At 52.5% G+C, this 16,454-nt stretch carries 20 protein-coding genes; 17 read left to right on the top strand and 3 right to left on the bottom strand.

The genetic code is table 11. From position 1 onward, the window contains the following. Nucleotides 1-8 precede the first annotated feature (8 nt). The 11 genes from flgB (at nt 9) to VFG09_03540 (ending at nt 7,892) form a co-directional block, all read left to right on the top strand. A complete protein-coding gene (gene flgB, locus VFG09_03590) occupies nt 9-377 on the top strand; it encodes a flagellar basal body rod protein FlgB (GenBank protein HET6514216.1) in 369 nt (122 codons plus the stop codon). Next, complete coding sequence (gene flgC, locus VFG09_03585; protein ID HET6514215.1) at nt 377-790, top strand: flagellar basal body rod protein FlgC; 414 nt, start codon at nt 377-379, stop codon at nt 788-790. The genes flgB and flgC overlap by 1 nt, the downstream gene beginning before the upstream one ends. Beyond that, nucleotides 790-1,080 carry a flagellar hook-basal body complex protein FliE gene (fliE, locus tag VFG09_03580; GenBank protein ID HET6514214.1) on the top strand — a complete coding sequence of 97 codons (291 nt, stop codon included), beginning with the start codon at nt 790-792 and terminating at the stop codon, nt 1,078-1,080. Before flgC ends, fliE begins: the two co-directional genes overlap by 1 nt. Further along, nucleotides 1,080-2,609: a flagellar basal-body MS-ring/collar protein FliF gene (gene fliF, locus VFG09_03575; GenBank protein HET6514213.1), complete on the top strand. Its 1,530-nt coding sequence runs from the start codon at nt 1,080-1,082 to the stop codon at nt 2,607-2,609. Before fliE ends, fliF begins: the two co-directional genes overlap by 1 nt. Further along, on the top strand, nt 2,609-3,592 hold the full coding sequence (fliG, locus tag VFG09_03570; GenBank protein HET6514212.1) for a flagellar motor switch protein FliG: 984 nt from the start codon (nt 2,609-2,611) through the stop codon (nt 3,590-3,592). Before fliF ends, fliG begins: the two co-directional genes overlap by 1 nt. Continuing rightward, entirely contained in the window at nt 3,585-4,193 is a 609-nt protein-coding gene (locus tag VFG09_03565) for a FliH/SctL family protein (protein HET6514211.1), read from the top strand. Before fliG ends, VFG09_03565 begins: the two co-directional genes overlap by 8 nt. Further along, the gene (locus VFG09_03560) at nt 4,180-5,505 is read left to right on the top strand and encodes a FliI/YscN family ATPase (protein HET6514210.1); all 1,326 of its coding nucleotides are present in this window, start codon (nt 4,180-4,182) and stop codon (nt 5,503-5,505) included. Before VFG09_03565 ends, VFG09_03560 begins: the two co-directional genes overlap by 14 nt. Next, complete coding sequence (gene fliJ / locus VFG09_03555; GenBank protein ID HET6514209.1) at nt 5,502-5,939, top strand: flagellar export protein FliJ; 438 nt, start codon at nt 5,502-5,504, stop codon at nt 5,937-5,939. Before VFG09_03560 ends, fliJ begins: the two co-directional genes overlap by 4 nt. After that, complete coding sequence (locus VFG09_03550) at nt 5,936-6,448, top strand: hypothetical protein (GenBank protein ID HET6514208.1); 513 nt, start codon at nt 5,936-5,938, stop codon at nt 6,446-6,448. The genes fliJ and VFG09_03550 overlap by 4 nt, the downstream gene beginning before the upstream one ends. 132 nt (nt 6,449-6,580) lie before the next feature. Further along, nucleotides 6,581-7,345: an S-methyl-5'-thioadenosine phosphorylase gene (gene mtnP / locus VFG09_03545; protein HET6514207.1), complete on the top strand. Its 765-nt coding sequence runs from the start codon at nt 6,581-6,583 to the stop codon at nt 7,343-7,345. A 13-nt stretch (nt 7,346-7,358) separates the two neighbouring features. Continuing rightward, complete coding sequence (locus tag VFG09_03540) at nt 7,359-7,892, top strand: adenine phosphoribosyltransferase (protein HET6514206.1); 534 nt, start codon at nt 7,359-7,361, stop codon at nt 7,890-7,892. Nucleotides 7,893-8,064: 172 nt separating this feature from the next. Here the strand turns inward: VFG09_03540 and VFG09_03535 are convergent, their stop codons facing one another. The 3 genes from VFG09_03535 to VFG09_03525 all read right to left on the bottom strand — a co-directional run bounded on the left by VFG09_03535 (nt 8,065) and on the right by VFG09_03525 (nt 9,579). Beyond that, nucleotides 8,065-8,544 (bottom strand): tetratricopeptide repeat protein, encoded by a 480-nt coding sequence (locus tag VFG09_03535; protein HET6514205.1) that lies wholly within the window; start codon nt 8,542-8,544, stop codon nt 8,065-8,067. Nucleotides 8,545-8,575: 31 nt separating this feature from the next. Then, nucleotides 8,576-9,118 carry a C39 family peptidase gene (locus VFG09_03530; GenBank protein ID HET6514204.1) on the bottom strand — a complete coding sequence of 181 codons (543 nt, stop codon included), beginning with the start codon at nt 9,116-9,118 and terminating at the stop codon, nt 8,576-8,578. A 71-nt stretch (nt 9,119-9,189) separates the two neighbouring features. Then, complete coding sequence (locus tag VFG09_03525; protein HET6514203.1) at nt 9,190-9,579, bottom strand: PA2779 family protein; 390 nt, start codon at nt 9,577-9,579, stop codon at nt 9,190-9,192. Between the two features lie 388 nt (nt 9,580-9,967). Between VFG09_03525 and aroF the strand changes: the two genes are divergently transcribed. The 6 genes from aroF to purH form a co-directional block, all read left to right on the top strand. Next, nucleotides 9,968-10,984, top strand: coding sequence for a 3-deoxy-7-phosphoheptulonate synthase (gene aroF, locus VFG09_03520; GenBank protein HET6514202.1), 1,017 nt, complete (start codon nt 9,968-9,970; stop codon nt 10,982-10,984). Nucleotides 10,985-11,133: 149 nt separating this feature from the next. After that, nucleotides 11,134-12,204 (top strand): DNA polymerase III subunit delta', encoded by a 1,071-nt coding sequence (gene holB, locus VFG09_03515; GenBank protein ID HET6514201.1) that lies wholly within the window; start codon nt 11,134-11,136, stop codon nt 12,202-12,204. Between the two features lie 63 nt (nt 12,205-12,267). Next, the gene (locus tag VFG09_03510) at nt 12,268-13,275 is read left to right on the top strand and encodes a stage 0 sporulation family protein (GenBank protein ID HET6514200.1); all 1,008 of its coding nucleotides are present in this window, start codon (nt 12,268-12,270) and stop codon (nt 13,273-13,275) included. Then, the gene (gene metG, locus VFG09_03505; GenBank protein HET6514199.1) at nt 13,272-15,248 is read left to right on the top strand and encodes a methionine--tRNA ligase; all 1,977 of its coding nucleotides are present in this window, start codon (nt 13,272-13,274) and stop codon (nt 15,246-15,248) included. The genes VFG09_03510 and metG overlap by 4 nt, the downstream gene beginning before the upstream one ends. Before the next feature lie 22 nt (nt 15,249-15,270). Then, nucleotides 15,271-15,954: a DNA repair protein RadC gene (radC, locus tag VFG09_03500; protein HET6514198.1), complete on the top strand. Its 684-nt coding sequence runs from the start codon at nt 15,271-15,273 to the stop codon at nt 15,952-15,954. Nucleotides 15,955-16,010: 56 nt separating this feature from the next. Further along, nucleotides 16,011-16,454 (top strand): bifunctional phosphoribosylaminoimidazolecarboxamide formyltransferase/IMP cyclohydrolase (gene purH, locus VFG09_03495; protein HET6514197.1); only part of this gene is annotated, 444 nt, incomplete at its 3' end.

Here is a 16,454-nt window from a genome sequence, read left to right as displayed (position 1 = left end):
TGAGAGTTATGGGCGACGAATTCAAAATATTGACAGACCTCATACGCTACACGACGGTACGGCATGGCGTTATTGTCTCAAATATCGCAAATGTTGACACGCCGAATTACAAGGCCCTCGATGTAAAATTCAATCAGGCCCTTGATGATGCGACCCTGGAACTCAAGACAACGTCCCTGGGACACCAGCGGACTGCCGGTTCAGGATCGTCTCCGGAGATGGAGACAGAGGCAGGAGAGTCCTGGGGCGACAAGAATAACGTTGAACTCGACATGGAAGTGGCGAAGATGACGGAGAACGCCATGCTCTTTCAGGCAGGGGTCACTATGCTTACGAAGAGCATAGGGATGTTCAAGAACGCTTTGAGGAGGCAGTAATGAATACCTTTGATGTTCTCAAGGTCAGTGCGTCTGCCCTTGACGCCCAGAGGCAACGGATGAATGTCCTTTCATCGAACATGGCAAACGTCCATTCCACAAGGACCGATGAGGGTGGACCCTACAAGAGAAGGGACGTGGTCTTTGCGACGATGACGGTAGAGTCAGATCCTGGAAAAATGTACGGTGTCAGGGTCGACGATGTCACGATAGACGATGCCCCTCCGAAAAAGGTCTACGACCCTTCTCACCCCGACGCTGATAATGAGGGATATGTGGCGATGCCTGACATCAATATTCTCGAAGAGATGACGAACATGATGATGGCCTTCAGGGCCTATGAGGCGTCGGTCTCTGCATTCAACATGTCGAAGTCCATGTTTATGAAGTCTCTGGAATTGGGGAGGGTGTGATGTCTGACATGAAGATTGGCGGACTCAAGACCGGTCAGGAACTTTCGCAGACCAGGAGCACGAGCAAGGAGTCAGGGAGCGGCTTTGATGAGATCATGAAAGAGACCATGGGGAAGATCTCCCAGGTTCAGAACGACGCTGATCGGGCAGTCAAGGACCTGGCATCGGGGGGGGACGTAACACAGGCCATAATCGCCATGGAGAAGGCTGACATGTCTTTCCAGTTGATGATCGAGGTGAGGAATAGGCTACTGAGCGCCTATGAAGAGATCACGAGGATGCAGGTCTGATGGCCGGTATTGCTGATATCGGTGAACGGCTCAGGACGCTGCCTACGCCGAAGAAGATTATTCTTCTCGTCGTTGTTGCCCTGACAATCACTGCGGTCATCCTCCTCTTCACGTGGTCGCAGAAGGCTGACTATCAGCTCCTTTACTCGAACCTGACAGAAGAAGACTCTGGATCGATAATCCAGAAGCTAAACGAGCAGAAGATCCCCTACAGAGTCTCTGCCGGGGGTATCATGGTGCCCGCGGACAAGGTCTATGACCTGAGATTACAACTCGCAAGCCAGGGCCTTCCCCAGGGAGGCGGCATCGGTTTCGAGGTCTTTGATAAAACGAGCTTTACGATGACCGATTTTGTGCAGAAACTGAACTATCGACGGGCCCTGCAGGGTGAACTATCGAGAACGGTCCGTGCACTGGCCGAAGTTGAACAGTGCAGGGTCCATCTTGCCGTCCCTGAGAAATCACTCTTCACCAAGGATGAAGACAGGCCGAAGGCGTCGGTGCTCATCAAGCTGAGACAGGGGAGAAGGCTTTCCCAGAGCCAGGTCCAGGGAATCGTCCATCTTGTGTCGAGCAGTGTTGAAGGCCTGAACCCGAAGGACGTGGCCGTTGTTGACAGCAGAGGGGAGATGCTGACTGCTGCTGATGACGGATTGGGGATGACGAGCGGACAGCTCGAATATCAGCATACCCTCGAGAAGGAACTCGAAAACAGAGTCGTGGGCATCCTTGAGCCTGTCGTGGGAAAGGGTAAGGTCAGGGCAAAAGTCGCCGCAACGATAGACCTGACAAAGATCGAAAAGACCGAGGAGCGCTTTGATCCGGAGAGCCAGGTGGTAAGGAGCGAACAGCGGAACGCTGAGAAGACAACAAACGGGACCACGGGAGGCGTGCCGGGAACAGCATCGAACCTGCCCGGCAAGACGGCAACACAAGCGGCCGTTTCACAGGCGCAGTCGGAGAGGAAGAACGAGACGATCAATTATGAGATTAGCAAGGTTACGAGCCATGTCGTTAATGCATCGGGCGATGTCAAGAGACTCTCGGTGATCGCTCTCGTCGACGGCGTCTACACTGCCCAGCAGGGATCAAAAGAGAAGAAATACGCCCCCCGTCCCGAGGAGGAGATAAAGAAGTTCGAAGATATGGTTAAGAATGCAGTCGGTTTCACCGCGGACAGGGGTGATGATGTCAGGGTAGTGAATATGCCCTTCGAAGGTCCCCAGCAGGAGGAGTTGCCCGAACCGAAGACCGATATCATCGCTTATGTGTCGATGGCTGCAAAATATTTTGTTCCCCTCCTGGCTCTCATCATGGTCTTCCTCTTCGTTTTCAGGCCCCTCATGAAGGTGCTGACGGCTTCCCCCGTCATGCAGAGGGCCCCGGTCCAGTTGCCTCAGACAGTCGCAGAGATAGAGAAGGCTTTGGAACTGGCAGGAAAGCCTGCGGGTGCAAACCTCATCGAATGGGCGAAGAAGAATCCAAAAGAGGCAGCTGACCTTATCAAGAACTGGATAGAGGAGAAGTGATGGCCTTGAACGGATATGAAAAGGCTGCCATATTCCTGAGCTCCATAGGAGAGGAAGCGGCCTCGGAGGTCCTCAAGGGGCTTAACTCGCGGGCCATCGGGAAGATAACGACGCATATGACGAGGCTTCAGACCGTAAGCAGGGCCATCGTCGATGAAATATTCAAAGAGGTCTCTGAGATGCTGTCGCGGGGAGACGTCCGCGTGGGCGGAGAGGATTACGTCAAGAGCATTCTCTCTAGGGGGCTGGGAGAAGACGGGGCTGTGAAGATACTCGAAATGGCTTCGAAGGAAAGTCCCCTCGACGCACTGAAGTGGCTTGATTCGAAAACCCTGTCAAATTTTATCCAGGCCGAGCATCCCCAGACTATTGCCCTTATTATCTGCCTCCTTGAGCCTGTTCAGGCGGCCGAGGTCCTTGCTTCTCTACCGGAAAAGCTGAAGGCTGACGTGGCGATGAGGATAGCGACAACGGAAAGAATACCCGAAAGCGCCCTCGAAGAGCTGAATGAGGTCCTCAAAGGGCAACTGGAGATCAGCAAAGGCAAGGGGAAGAAACTCGGGGGCTCAAAGGTCATTGCCGAGATACTTAACCATTCAGACAGGACAACGGAACAGATGGTTCTCGAAAGGATCGAGGAGCAGAACGATGCCTTGGCTGACTCGATCAGGCAGATGATGTTCGTCTTTGACGACCTCGTCAAGATCGATGACAGGGGAATCCAAATGATCCTGAAGGAGATAAGCACAGAGGACCTCTGCCTTGGTCTCAAGACGACCACTGAAGAAATGAAGGGAAAGATATTCAAGAACATGTCGCAGAGGGCTGCACAGATCGTGAAGGAAGAGATGCAGGCAAAGGGGCCTGTCCGGGTCTCCGACGTTGAGAAGGCGCAGCAGAATATCGTCAAGGTGGCGAGGAGACTGGAAGCAGAAGGGAAACTCATCCTTGCGGGAAGGGGCGGCGAAGAACTTGTTGAATAAGAGCCGGGTCGTGAGCGGGAAGGAGATCATCCCCTTTGACATGCCGCCACTCGACAAGGCTGTCAGGGGGCAGCTCAATCCCTCTATCCGTAATTCTGCTGAGGCCATCGAGCGGGAGGCCTATGAAAAAGGATTTGAGACTGGGGAAAGGGCCGGGTTAGTCATGGGTGAGCAAAAGGTGATGGTCATGCTCGAAAGACTGGAGGCGATACTAGTGGACCTCACAACCCTGAAGGAGAGCGTTATGAGAGAAACGGAGACCCAGGTTATCGAGCTTGCTGTTAGTCTGGCAAGGAAGATCGTCCTCAAAGAGATTGAAACGCGGCCTGAAGAGATCGTCGGGATGGCAAGAGAGGCTCTTTCACGTATCGAACGCTCTGGACAGATAACGGTAAAGATAAATCCCTCGCTCTATGACCTTTTTATGAAATATAAACCTGACCTTCTCTCTATCCATCCGGAAGTCGTTTTTGATGTTGACCCTTCCGTCCCGAGTTATGGGACCGTGGTGATGGGTCCGGTCGAGGAGGTTGTGACGGACATTGATGAGCAGATCAGGAATCTCATCAAAGATATGGGAGACCGCCTTGCCAGCGATTGACTTATCGCCCTATCTCGATGCTGCCTCGATGGCCGAGACCATGAAGGTCTATGGAAGAATCGTTGAGATAACGGGGATCATCATCAAGGCGACAGGCGTGAGGGCCAGCATCGGAGAATCATGCAGGATATTTACTGATACCGGTTCCCTTGACGCCGAGGTTGTCGGCTTTCGGGACGGCAAGGCCCTCCTGATGGCTGTGGGAGAGGTCGGAGGCATACGGCTCGGCAACAGGGTCCTCACGATCGGCAAAAAGGTCTCTATCAGGGTCTCCTCTTCGATGAAGGGCAGGGTGATGAACGACAGGGGCGAGCCTATCGACGGGAAAGGGACCACGAAGGGTGTTGATTATCCGCTCCTTGCGTCAACGCCCCATCCCCTGAAAAGGCGGCGGATTTCCGAGTCCATTGACCTCGGCATCCGCGCGATTAACGGTCTTCTCACCTGTGGTAAGGGGCAGAGAATCGGGATCATGGCCGGGTCGGGGGTGGGGAAGAGTGTGCTCCTCGGAATGATGGCGAGGTATACCGGGGCATCGGTAAACGTTATTGCCCTCATCGGTGAGAGGGGGAGAGAGGTGAGGGAATTCATCGAGAAGGACCTCGGCAGGGAGGGCAGTGAACGGTCGGTTGTTGTCGTTGCTACGTCCGAGCAGCCGCCTCTTGCAAAGGTGAGGGCTGCCCTCGCTGCCACCGCCCTGGCCGAGTTCTTCAGGGACAAGGGAGAGGATGTGCTGCTCCTCATGGACTCGCTGACCCGCGTTGCCCAGGCCCAGCGGGAGATAGGTCTGGCCATCGGTGAGCCACCCACAGCCAAAGGGTATACCCCATCCGTTTTTGCATTACTCCCGAAGCTCCTTGAAAGAGTGGGTACTTCCGAGGGTAGCGGAAGCATTACCGGTATCTACACCGTTCTTGTGGAAGGCGACGACTTATCGGAACCCGTGGCAGATTCGGCAAGGGCGATCCTGGACGGCCATATCGTTCTGTCCAGGGAACTGGCCATGGAGAACCACTATCCCTCGATAGATGTGCTGCAGAGCATTAGCAGGGTGATGCCGGACATTGCCGACTCAAAGCACCGTGAGCTTGCATCAAAGTTTGTCGAAACCCTCGCCATCTACAAGAAGTTTGAGGACATGATCAGCCTCGGCGCATACAAGGAGGGGTCGAACCCCAAGGTCGATTATGCCATAAGAATGATCGACGACCTCAAGGGATACCTGAGGCAGGGAATGAGCGAGAGGAGGGACCTTGGCGATAGTCTCCAGGGTCTCTATTTCCTCTTTGAAGGAAAGGAGATGAGGGGATGAGCCTTGAACGGATATCGAAGATCCTCGAACTGAAGGGGTTTACAAAGGAACAGCTCGAGATCGAGGCCAAGAAGAGCAGGGCCGAACTGGATGCCGAGAACATAAAACTGGATTCGATAAGATGCGTATCAGAGAAGGTGCTTGATGAGTTCAGGACCAAGCAGGAATCAGGAGCGGTGAGCCCCGCTGATATGGATATCTTTTATACCTACTACGCTCATCTCAACAAACAGATGGAGGAGCAGAAGGAGCATGTTGATCAGAAGCTTTCGGAGGTTGAAAGAAAACAGAAGGCTATGATCGAGGCCTATAAGCAAAAAAGGCTCTTCGAGATACTCCATGACAAGATGCTCCGGGCAATGGTGAAAGAGACGAGTCTGAACGAACAGAAGGAGACAGATTACGATTATATCGCGAGGAAACTGAGGAAATGACTGAAAGAGTCAATCAGGAATCGATGGGCTGCGCTTTTCAGACAGGAATCATCGCCCTCCTTCTTCTCATCGTCACCATGTCCTGTTTTCTGTTTTCGGGCCCTGGTTACGGACAGGACGACGTAGTAAGGCTTGTTGAAAAGAAACAGAAGGAGCTCAGGGAAAAGGAGGAGGCACTCAAGAAGGAGGAAGAGAGGATCAACGCCTTAAAGAAGGACGTTGAGGAGAAGATAGAGAAATACACAAAACTCCTGACCCAGCTCGAGTCCACAGTAAAGAAGATCGACCAGTCCAGGGACGAAAAGCTCACCCATCTGGTCAAGGTCTATGAGGCGATGCCTCCTGAAGACGCAGCTGCCAGGATTTCCGTCCTCGATGAGAACACCGCAGTAAGAATCATGCGGATGATGAAGAGTAAGAAGGCCGGTGCGGTCATGGCCGCCATGGAACCAAGAAAGGTTGCGGCTATAACAAGGGAGTTGTCAGCGGGACCCGGCATCTCCCACTGACCAAGAGTTGCTTCATCGGTGACCGAATCCGCTTCTCGGCACAAGATCTCTTGGCAGCCGCGGTCTTTCCCTTGACATTGAAGAGCCCTCTCTTTTATCTTCTTACTGAATCCCTTTCGGCAAGGAGAGATCATGTCGACGATAAAGGTCGGTATTATTGGCGGTTCCGGGATGGACGATCCTCGACTGATGAAAGACCAGAAGGAAAGAAGAGTGAAAACCCCCTATGGCAGCCCCTCTTCCCCTCTCACTGTCGGGAAGATCGATGGCGTGGAGACCGTTATCCTTGCCCGGCACGGGAAGGATCATTCCATATATCCCACAGGAGTCAATTTCAGGGCGAATATCTATGCCCTGAAAAAGGAGGGATGCACCCACATCCTTGCCACCACAGCCGTAGGCTCCCTGAGGGACAAGATAAAACCTGGTGACCTTGTCTTTGCCGATCAGTTCATAGACTTCACCAAGCACAGGCCCCTCACATTCCATGACGAAACGGTGATCCATACACCAATGGCAGAACCCTTCTGCAAGAATCTCCGTTCGCTCCTCATTTCCTCTGCAAAGGAACTAAAGTTGAGGTATCACGCTAAGGGGACCGTCGTTACGATCGAAGGGCCACGGTTCTCGACGAAAGCTGAATCATTTATGTTCAGGAAACTAGGCGCTGACGTGATCAACATGTCAACGGTCCCCGAGGTTATCCTGGCGAGGGAGGTTGGCATCTGCTACCAGACAATAGCCATGTCAACGGACTATGACTGCTGGAAGGAAGGGGAAGAGTCTGTTACCTGGGAGATGATACTCTCGATCATGAAGAAGAATGCCGAGAATGTAAAGATGCTCCTTTTAAAAACGCTGTCGAGGATTAACGGTACTGAGTGTGAATGCAGATAAGAGGGGGAAAAGGATGCCGATCAAATCGAAGATAAGGACAATACCGGATCACCCGAAGAAAGGGATCATGTTCCGGGACATAACCACGCTCCTCAAGGACCCTGTGGGCTTCAGGCTCGTGATTGACAGTTTTGCCCAGCGATATATCGGGGGAGATCTGAGCTTTGATACGATCGTGGGCATAGAATCGAGGGGCTTTATCATCGGCGGCGCGCTTTCCTATGCCCTGGGGAAAGGCTTTGTCCCTATAAGGAAGGCAGGAAAACTCCCTGCGGAAAAGATAAGCCACGAGTATGAGCTTGAATATGGCACTGACAGAATAGAGATACATAGAGATGCCATCGGAAAAGGGATGAGGGTGCTCCTCGTCGATGATCTTCTTGCCACCGGAGGGACAGCGCTTGCTTCAGCGACGCTCATCGAGAAATTGGGGGGCATCGTTGCCGAGATGGCCTTCATCGTCGACCTTCCCGACATCGGCGGGTCCCGGAAACTGAAAGAGAAAGGGTATAAAGTTTTCGCCCTTACGGAGTTTGAAGGGGATTAACGATTTCAATACTCGATCACTTTCCTCAGTTCTTCATTCTTTCTTAGTCTTTTGGAAAAGTACTCAGTGAGATATTGTCATTCGTCGTTCATTAATTGCTGGCATAAGAACTGGATTGAAATACTATGCCGTTCCAGCTGCTCACGGAAAGCCAGAGATGGAAAGGAGAAGATCAGAGATGGGGAGTCTGAACGGTTCTTAGCGCTCGTATCTTCATAAGGGTATCCTGATAGTCGACCTTGTTCGCAGGATTAAGTTCCATTGCTTTCAGGACGAGACCCTCGGCCTCGTCGAGGTTTTCCTTCTTTGTATAGTACAGCCAGGCAAGGTTGTTGTAAATGTCAGCGTTTCCGGGATCCTTTTCGATCGAAATGCGGTAACACTTCTCCGCGTTCCCCAAATCGTTCTTCTGAAAAAAGACATTCCCGAGATAGAGATATGCCACGGGCAACTTTTTTGCAGCGGCCTCATATTCCTTTATCGCACTCTCGAACTCGCCCCTTCTTTCATATGCCACGCCGAGATTGATATGCTCCTCGGGACTGAGGGGGTCATCAAGGATGATGATTCTCGGAAGGGAGCACCCGACAAAAAAAGCACCGTAAGCAGCAACCAGTGCCCACAGGGCCACATAAGGAAATGAGCGTATCACCCTCCGTCTCACGCTCTTGATTCCTTGCGTTTCAGTCATTCCGTTTTATGAAGAGCGTCCAGCAGTTTGTCTTCCGCCAGGACTTCAGGAACTCCTCCACGGGGATGACTTTCTTCTGAAGCTTTCCTGAATTCACGATTATCGCATGATCACGGTAACCAATGACCACCATGAAATGGTTTACCTGCATGGCGGAAAAGCCATAGTCCACGAGGACGATAAGGGGATACCCGGAATCTATCTTGCTCCTGAGGTCATCCAATCCGCCTGAATAGTGGGATGCACGAAGCCCCTTTGAGCGGGGGTAGAGAAGCATATCGATATTCAGGGTGCCCCTTGCTGACCTGCTGTAAATAGCCTTTGCGATATCCTGAGGGGTGTCGGGAACGCCCCAGAAGTTCAGCAACCCTGCAAGAGAAGCGGGGCCGCACTGATATTCCTCCTGAGGATAATAGGGAACATTCCCTATCATCCGAACTGGCCCGTAGTGATCCTCGTCGGTAATCCCGTGTGTCGCGGCGCATCCTGAGATAAGGCCACCGAGGAACAAAAAGACGACCAAAGCTCTCTGCATAGGCCTTCACTTCTGCAATGGGTGATGGGCCGATAAGACGAATCCCATCACGTCTGAACTGCCCTTACTCATTACTGTATAACGATCCTACGCTTCGTAAAATAGAGGATGGCAATTACGACAAGGGCGATAATAATGATCGCGAAGATCACGCCACCGGCGTCCTTCCCGACGCGAAGGTCATCGATCTCTTTGGCAATCTCGTGTATTTGATGGTCGCTGAGGGAATCAACTCTCGCCTTGATCTCTTCACTGGTGTAACCAAACTGGGCGAGCCTCTCCCGCACCATCTTCATCTCCAGCACCTTCCGGATCTGCTCAAGATCAGCAGCCCTTTCAGAAGGGGAAGGAGCGACGATTGAAGATGGTATCATAGTCCCATCCAGCCGCGGCGCTATCCCAATGAGAAACATGGCAACAACCAGGTACCAGGAAACCTGCCTTGCAAAAGGTATCCTCATCTCGTTGTTCACCTCCTTTCTTGTCGTTTACTTTTCCTGCTGATCAACTGCCACTCCGTATCTCAAATCTGATACGTATTATACATAAACTCTCCCCGATCTGCCTCCCATTGTCGTAAGGATCTCATAGACCTCTGTGCCTTATGACCATTTCCATCTCCTACACAAAGAAATCGGGACTTTCCGGTCGTTTCCCGTTGACAGAGGCCCGGGGAGAGGTGTATTGTAAGGTATGGTTTGTCGGCGCTTTCCTTATTCGTTCCTGTGATTGTGCGCTTCTGTCGCGCATTTGAGGGAGCGCTGCCGCTCGCAACGGCGCAGGTGAAAGAAATGATGAAGCCACAGGCCGCAAGACCTCTGTGGCTTTTTCCCTTTGAAAGGAGACCGTATGATCATTGTCCTGAAACCAGGATGCAAGAAAAGGACTGTTGATCTGATCATGAAAAAGGTCAAGGAGCAGGGCTTTACTCCCCATGCCATTGTTGGTGTAGAAAGGACAGTAATCGGTGCGGTAGGCGATGACCGGGATAAGCACTTGCTCGAGGCCCTTGAGGCCATACCCTGTGTCGAGAAGCTTGTTCCTATCCTCCAGCCGTACAAGCTTGCGAGCAGAGAGATCAGGAGAGAGCCGACGGTTGTCGCCGTTGATGGCGCCTTCTTTGGTGGAGGGCACTTTGGGGTCATAGCCGGGCCCTGTTCGGTAGAGACCGAAAAGCAGATCGTCGAGACCGCGCTCAAGGTAAAGAAGGCAGGGGCGAAGATGCTCAGGGGTGGAGCGTTCAAACCAAGGACTTCCCCCTATGCCTTTCAAGGGCTCGAAGAGGTAGGGCTCAAGCTGCTTGCCAAGGCGCGGAAGGAGTCCGGACTTCCCTTTGTCACCGAGGTCATTAACCCCGAGGACGTTGAGATGGTAGGTGAGTATGCCGATGCTTTGCAGATAGGCGCGCGCAATGTCCAGAATTTTTCCCTCCTCAGGAGGGTCGGCAAGTTCGGCAAACCTATTGTGCTGAAGAGGGGCATGTCGACGACGATCCAGGAGTTTCTCATGTCTGCAGAGTATGTTCTCTCGGAAGGTTGCAACGACGTTATCCTCTGCGAGAGAGGGATTCGCACCTTTGAAAATGCTACTCGAAATACTCTCGATATCTCCGCTGTACCCGTCATCCATGAGCGTTCCCATCTCCCGATAATCATAGACCCTTCCCACGCTACAGGGGTGAGGAATTATGTTCCACCGCTCTGTTTTGCTGCGATGGCATGCGGCGCTGACGGTATCATGGTTGAAGTTCATCCCGACCCTCAGAAGGCACTCTGCGACGGCCCCCAGTCTCTTGATATCGAGGGCTTTGCCGGGGTCGTGAAGAGACTGAAGGAGCTTTCGAAGTTCAGCGGGAAGAAGCTATAACATTTCGTCAAAGAGACAGGCTCTTAGCTTCCCATGGGGCGGTTTGCACCGATATCCTCTCCTCTCAAACCCTTGTCAACTCGCTTCCCATAAGGTTATAATCGTTTAGAGAAAAAAGGAGGGGATTTCCTGAAAAATGAAGAGGTTTGTTGCAGTATCTGCCGGTTATTATGGCTCTTAGGGACGTTATAGGTCAGGACAGGGCAGTCAGCATCCTGCTCGGGACATTAGAAAGGGGCAGGATCCCCTCTGCCTATCTCTTTGACGGGGAATCAGGAATAGGGAAGAGGTTTACGGCGCTTAATCTTGCAAAGGCGATAAACTGTCTGAAGAATAGTGAAGGGTTATTCGCGACGCCTGCCAACGTTAAGGGAGGCAGTCTCAAAGATGTCGATGCCTGCGATGTTTGCAGTGCATGCAAGAAGATCGACGCCGGAACTTATCCCGATCTTGTCATCGTCGCCCCTGAAAAGGGAGAAATAAGAGTCGACGAGATAAGGAGTGTGGAAGACGCGCTCTCCTTTAAACCCTATGAAGGGAAGAAGAAGGTTGTGATTATCGATGATGCCGACACTATGAACCAGTCCGCTGCCAACGCCTTTCTCAAAACACTTGAGGAACCTCCGGAGGACAGTCTTCTTATTCTGATCGCGTCGAATCCCGGCAGGATGCCTGAGACTATCAGGTCACGCTGCTCGAACGTCAAGTTTACACCTCTTCCCACGGAAGCTTGTGCAGGCGTCATAAAATCGGTCACCGGGAAACAACAGGCTGCCGGCGGCGGAGAAGGAATGGGACTGGAGATCACCGACCGTCTTCTTTCTACGGTCGTCAGACTTTCCATGGGAAGACCGGGACGTGCGCTCTCTTCCGACCTCCTGAATGAACGCACGCGTTTCCTTCAACTCCTTCAGAATATGATCGAAGGGAATAATGAGATCTGGACTGACAGGGACGAGATGGAGCAATGGTTCGATCTCGTGATCGCGTGGATGAGGGACCTGGCGATCATGAACGTGATGGGGAGTGAAGGGATCTTTATTCACGATGATATGAGAGACGACCTTTCACAGATGAGCAGATCAGGAGACCTCATTTCTCTCATGGAGTCGTATACGAAGATAAATCGGCTGAGGGGGAGGCTCGATTTTAATCTGAACAAGTCGATCACCTGGAATTATACAGCCTCGATCATCAGAGCCGTCATGGGTCGTGCCTGATGGGTGATCTGTCGGAAAGACCCGTTATACATTACTCGTGGCGCGTTACGAAGAGGAGTTTACATGCCTGACGTTATTGGGATAAGGTTTAAGAACTGCGGCAAGATCTATGACTTTGAGGTTAACGGCCTTGAAGTTGCAAAGGGAGACGTCGTCGTCGTGGAGTCCGAACTCGGTCTGAGCATGGGCAGCGTCGTTGTCGGAAGACGTGCCCTTGCTGAAGGGACAAAGGAGTTGAAGAAGGTCCTCAGGAAGGCGACAGAAGATGACCTGAAACAAAAATCGGAAAATAAGCGCGTGGCTGAGGAGGCCATGGCGTACTGCATCGAGAGAATTATGGCACGGGGTCTCCCGATGAAGTTGATCTCGACGGAAGTCACGCTCGACAGAAAGCGATTTGTCTTCTATTTCACTGCCGACGGGAGGATAGACTTCAGGGAACTTGTCAAAGACCTGGCTGCAAGGTTCAAGACGCGTATTGAGATGAGGCAGGTTGGCGTGAGGGATGCGTCAAAGATTGTCGGCGGGCTCGGGATATGCGGAAGGGAGTTGTGCTGCAAGACCTTCCTCACATCCTTTGAACCAATATCCATACGGATGGCCAAGAGTCAGGAACTGGTCCTGAATGCAAATAAACTCTCAGGCGTTTGCGGAAGGCTCATGTGCTGCCTTGGTTATGAATATTCCGAGGGTGAAAAGGCCGAAGATGCCTGCCGGGAAGAAGAACTGACAACGACGGTGAACGAGGATGAAGGCGCCGAGTCCGTTATTGTTGAAGAACCTTCTTTGCCGGCGAAGGGAGACATTGCCGCGACTCCCAAGGAACAGGGCAGAAGACACTCACGACACCGCAGATCACATCGTCCTCCTGCGCCTGAAGCAGCGGGACAGAGGGGTGCTCGGGAGGAGCCGTCACCGAAACCCTCTGAAAGCGCAGGGCATGGTGAAGCGGAACGGTCCGGCAGGGAAGAGATGGAGCACGACAAACCCGCAGCGGTAGCGGCTCAGAAAGATGGTCCTGGGAGAAGGCATCGCAGACGGAGGCGGCATGAGAGAAAGGCCCGGAGATGAGTGATAAGTTTTACGTGACGACACCCATCTACTATGTGAATGATATCCCTCACATAGGGCATGCGTATACGACGATTGCTGCCGATATCCTGGCAAGGTGGAACAGGCTTCTTGGGAAGGAGGTCTTTTTTCTGACGGGTACTGATGAGCACGGCCAGAAGGTCGAAAAGGCCGCAGCCGAAAGGAGGCGCAGTCCCAAAGAACACGCCGATCGCATGGTCGAGAACTTCAAGGGCCTCTGGAAGATATTGGACATATCGAATGACGCGTTTATTCGGACCACCGATGGGGAGCATATCAAGACTGTTCAGGGACTCATGCAGATGCTCTGGGACCGGGGTGAAATAGAAAAGAGGACCTATGCAGGCTGGTACTGCACCCCTGATGAGAGGTTCTGGACAGAGAAGGAACTCGTCGGCGGCAACTGTCCCGATTGTGGAAGACCCGTCGAGGAGATACACGAAGATAACTATTTTTTCCTCATGTCGAAATACCAGGAGAGACTCATCACCCTTTTAGAAAACAACCCCTTCTATATCCTTCCCGAAACCCGAAGGAATGAAGTCCTCGGTTTTCTGAGGAACAACAAACTCGGAGATCTCTGTATTTCGAGGCCGAAGCAGAGGCTCTCCTGGGGCATCCCCCTCCCCTTTGACGAGGGTTTCGTGACGTATGTCTGGTTTGATGCACTGGTGAATTACTTTTCCGCAACACGGTATCTCTCGCCGGGTTCTGACAAGACCACCCCCCCTGCGTCCCCCCCTTGCCAAGGGGAGGAGAGGGGGGGGTGGTGGCCGGCTTCCCACCACCTCGTCGGAAAGGACATCCTCACAACCCACGCTGTTTACTGGTCCACCATGCTCATGGCCCTTGACCTCCCTCTGCCCAAAAATATCTTTGCCCACGGCTGGTGGACTGTGGAGGGGAAGAAGATGTCAAAGTCTCTCGGCAATGTTGTAGACCCTCAGGCGATGGTCGATAAATACGGAGTCGATGCATTCAGATATTTCCTATTCAGGGAAGTGCCCTTTGGCCTTGACGGCGATTTCTCAGAGGAGGCCCTTGTCAACAGGATCAATACGGACCTTGCAAACGACCTCGGGAATCTCCTGAGCCGTTCTCTCACAATGATCGAGAAGTTTAATGGCGGCGAAGTCCCTTTGCCGATGAACAGCAAGGACCGGGAGAGCGCAGAAGAGAGGTTTTTCGAGAAGAGGATTCAGGGACGGTTCGCCGAAACCGCAGTGAGAGCCTTTTCCGACTTTTTGCGTCAGCTGAGGTTCAGTGAAGCCCTCGGCTATCTTTGGGCGATTATCCATGATCTCAATAAATACATTGATTATTCGGCGCCGTGGCGGGAAGACGATAAGGAGGTAATTCTCAATACCCTTTACACCCTTGCCGAGGCCCTTAGTCTTGTGGCTGTAAATGTTTATCCCTTTATGCCGTCGACGGCAGGGAAAATCTGGAAGCAACTGGGAATAAAGACCGACATCACGAAAATGAATGCTTTGCCGGAGTGGGGAGAAATAACCGTGAGTGGCAACAAGACCTCCAAAGGCGATCAACTCTTTCCCCGGATCGAAAAGAAAGAAGAGAAAGTTCAGAAGCAAAAGGAGAAAGATCAGGTGAGCGAACAAGGGGTGATCGGGTTGATAGGGATAGAGGATTTTGCAAGGGTCGAACTGAAGATCGGCAAAGTGATCGGCGCCGAGCGAGTCGAGAAGTCGAATAAACTGATAAGGCTGAGAGTAGACACCGGCGAAGAGAGACAGATCGTGGCAGGGATAGGAAAGTCTTACAGCCCTGAAGATCTTGTCGGAAAGAAGATTGTCGTTGTCGCAAATCTTAAGCCGGCAAAGCTTATGGGAGTGGAATCCCAGGGTATGCTCCTTGCCGCTACCGATGAGGACGGGACCTGCTCGATCCTCACTCCTGAAAGAGACGTGAATCAGGGTTCAAGGGTGAAATGAATTGTGAAATTTCTCATCCATAATGTCTGACCCAAAGGTTAAGGAATGGCCTGAGAATGAGCGGCCGAGGGAGAGACTCATGAAATTCGGTGCTGAGAGCCTTTCTGACGCCCAGCTCCTTGCGATAATCCTCGGGACCGGCGGAAGGGGCAGAGGCGTCCTGAATCTGGCAATGGGACTCCTCGACACCTTTAGGGGCCTGGGGAATATCGACAGGTCTTCAATCAAGGACCTGTCTGAGATCAAGGGACTGGGTACTGCCAAGATAGCCCAGTTGAAGGCTGCATTTGAGTTGGGGAAGAGGATCATGGGTGAATCGTCCGAAGACAATCCACTCTTTTCGTCGAGCCTTTCGGTCTATTCCTATTTTGCGCCCCGGCTCAAAAACCACAAGAAAGAGGTCTTTCTCTCTGTGCTCCTTGACGCAAAGAACCGGTTCATCCGGGAGGTCAGGGTGTCGGAAGGAACGCTCACGAACTCCCTCATCCATCCGCGGGAGGCCTTCAGGGAGGCGATCAGGGAGTCCGCGGCCTCGGTCATCTTTGCCCATAATCATCCGAGCGGCGACCCTGCGCCGAGCCGTGATGATATCGCCGTTACCGAAAGATTGAAGAGCGCTGGCGACATCATCGGCATAGCAGTCCTTGACCATGTGATCATTGGTGACGGGAAATATGTGAGTCTCAAGGAAAAGGGTATCCTTTAGATATCGCTCTGAGAGAGTCAAGCTGTAATAAGCGAAAAAGATAGAGGAGGAAGAGGATGATCAAGAGGGTGCTCATAAGTGTCTCGAACAAGCGAGGTGTCGTTGATTTTGCGCAGGCATTGTCGGCGAGGGGGATCGAGATTTTGTCGACAGGAGGGACCGCGAAGACCCTGCGTGAGGCGGGTATTCCGGTGACCGAAGTCTCTGACTACACGGGATTCCCCGAGATGCTCGACGGCAGGCTGAAGACGCTCCACCCGAAGATCCACGGCGGACTTTTGTCGAGGAGGAGTAACCCAAGGGATATGGAGGACATCAAGAAGTTCGGGATCGGTACGATCGATATGGTGGTTGTGAATCTCTATCCCTTCGAAGAAACGATTTCGAAACCAAACGTGACCTTTGAAGAGGCTATCGAGAACATTGACATCGGAGGACCGACAATGCTCAGGGCGGCTGCGAAGAACTTCGGGGACGTGGCGGTTGTGGTAGACCCCGAG

It is taken from the genome of Thermodesulfovibrionales bacterium (genome assembly GCA_035686305.1).
Taxonomy (GTDB): domain Bacteria; phylum Nitrospirota; class Thermodesulfovibrionia; order Thermodesulfovibrionales; family UBA9159; genus DASRZP01.
Note: the sequence above shows the minus strand (reverse complement) of the source record. Positions and strands in the feature narration are given on the sequence as shown.

What these genes read in the sequence shown, in the direction of transcription:
- flgB (HET6514216.1), top strand. Translation starts at nt 9, where the DNA reads ATGGGCGACGAATTCAAAATATTGACAGACCTCATACGCTACACGACG.
- flgC (HET6514215.1), top strand. Translation starts at nt 377, where the DNA reads ATGAATACCTTTGATGTTCTCAAGGTCAGTGCGTCTGCCCTTGACGCC.
- fliE (HET6514214.1), top strand. Translation starts at nt 790, where the DNA reads ATGTCTGACATGAAGATTGGCGGACTCAAGACCGGTCAGGAACTTTCG.
- fliF (HET6514213.1), top strand. Translation starts at nt 1,080, where the DNA reads ATGGCCGGTATTGCTGATATCGGTGAACGGCTCAGGACGCTGCCTACG.
- fliG (HET6514212.1), top strand. Translation starts at nt 2,609, where the DNA reads ATGGCCTTGAACGGATATGAAAAGGCTGCCATATTCCTGAGCTCCATA.
- fliJ (HET6514209.1), top strand. Translation starts at nt 5,502, where the DNA reads ATGAGCCTTGAACGGATATCGAAGATCCTCGAACTGAAGGGGTTTACA.
- VFG09_03550 (HET6514208.1), top strand. Translation starts at nt 5,936, where the DNA reads ATGACTGAAAGAGTCAATCAGGAATCGATGGGCTGCGCTTTTCAGACA.
- mtnP (HET6514207.1), top strand. Translation starts at nt 6,581, where the DNA reads ATGTCGACGATAAAGGTCGGTATTATTGGCGGTTCCGGGATGGACGAT.
- VFG09_03540 (HET6514206.1), top strand. Translation starts at nt 7,359, where the DNA reads ATGCCGATCAAATCGAAGATAAGGACAATACCGGATCACCCGAAGAAA.
- VFG09_03530 (HET6514204.1), bottom strand. Translation starts at nt 9,118, where the DNA reads ATGCAGAGAGCTTTGGTCGTCTTTTTGTTCCTCGGTGGCCTTATCTCA.
- VFG09_03525 (HET6514203.1), bottom strand. Translation starts at nt 9,579, where the DNA reads ATGAGGATACCTTTTGCAAGGCAGGTTTCCTGGTACCTGGTTGTTGCC.
- aroF (HET6514202.1), top strand. Translation starts at nt 9,968, where the DNA reads ATGATCATTGTCCTGAAACCAGGATGCAAGAAAAGGACTGTTGATCTG.
- VFG09_03510 (HET6514200.1), top strand. Translation starts at nt 12,268, where the DNA reads ATGCCTGACGTTATTGGGATAAGGTTTAAGAACTGCGGCAAGATCTAT.
- metG (HET6514199.1), top strand. Translation starts at nt 13,272, where the DNA reads ATGAGTGATAAGTTTTACGTGACGACACCCATCTACTATGTGAATGAT.
- radC (HET6514198.1), top strand. Translation starts at nt 15,271, where the DNA reads ATGTCTGACCCAAAGGTTAAGGAATGGCCTGAGAATGAGCGGCCGAGG.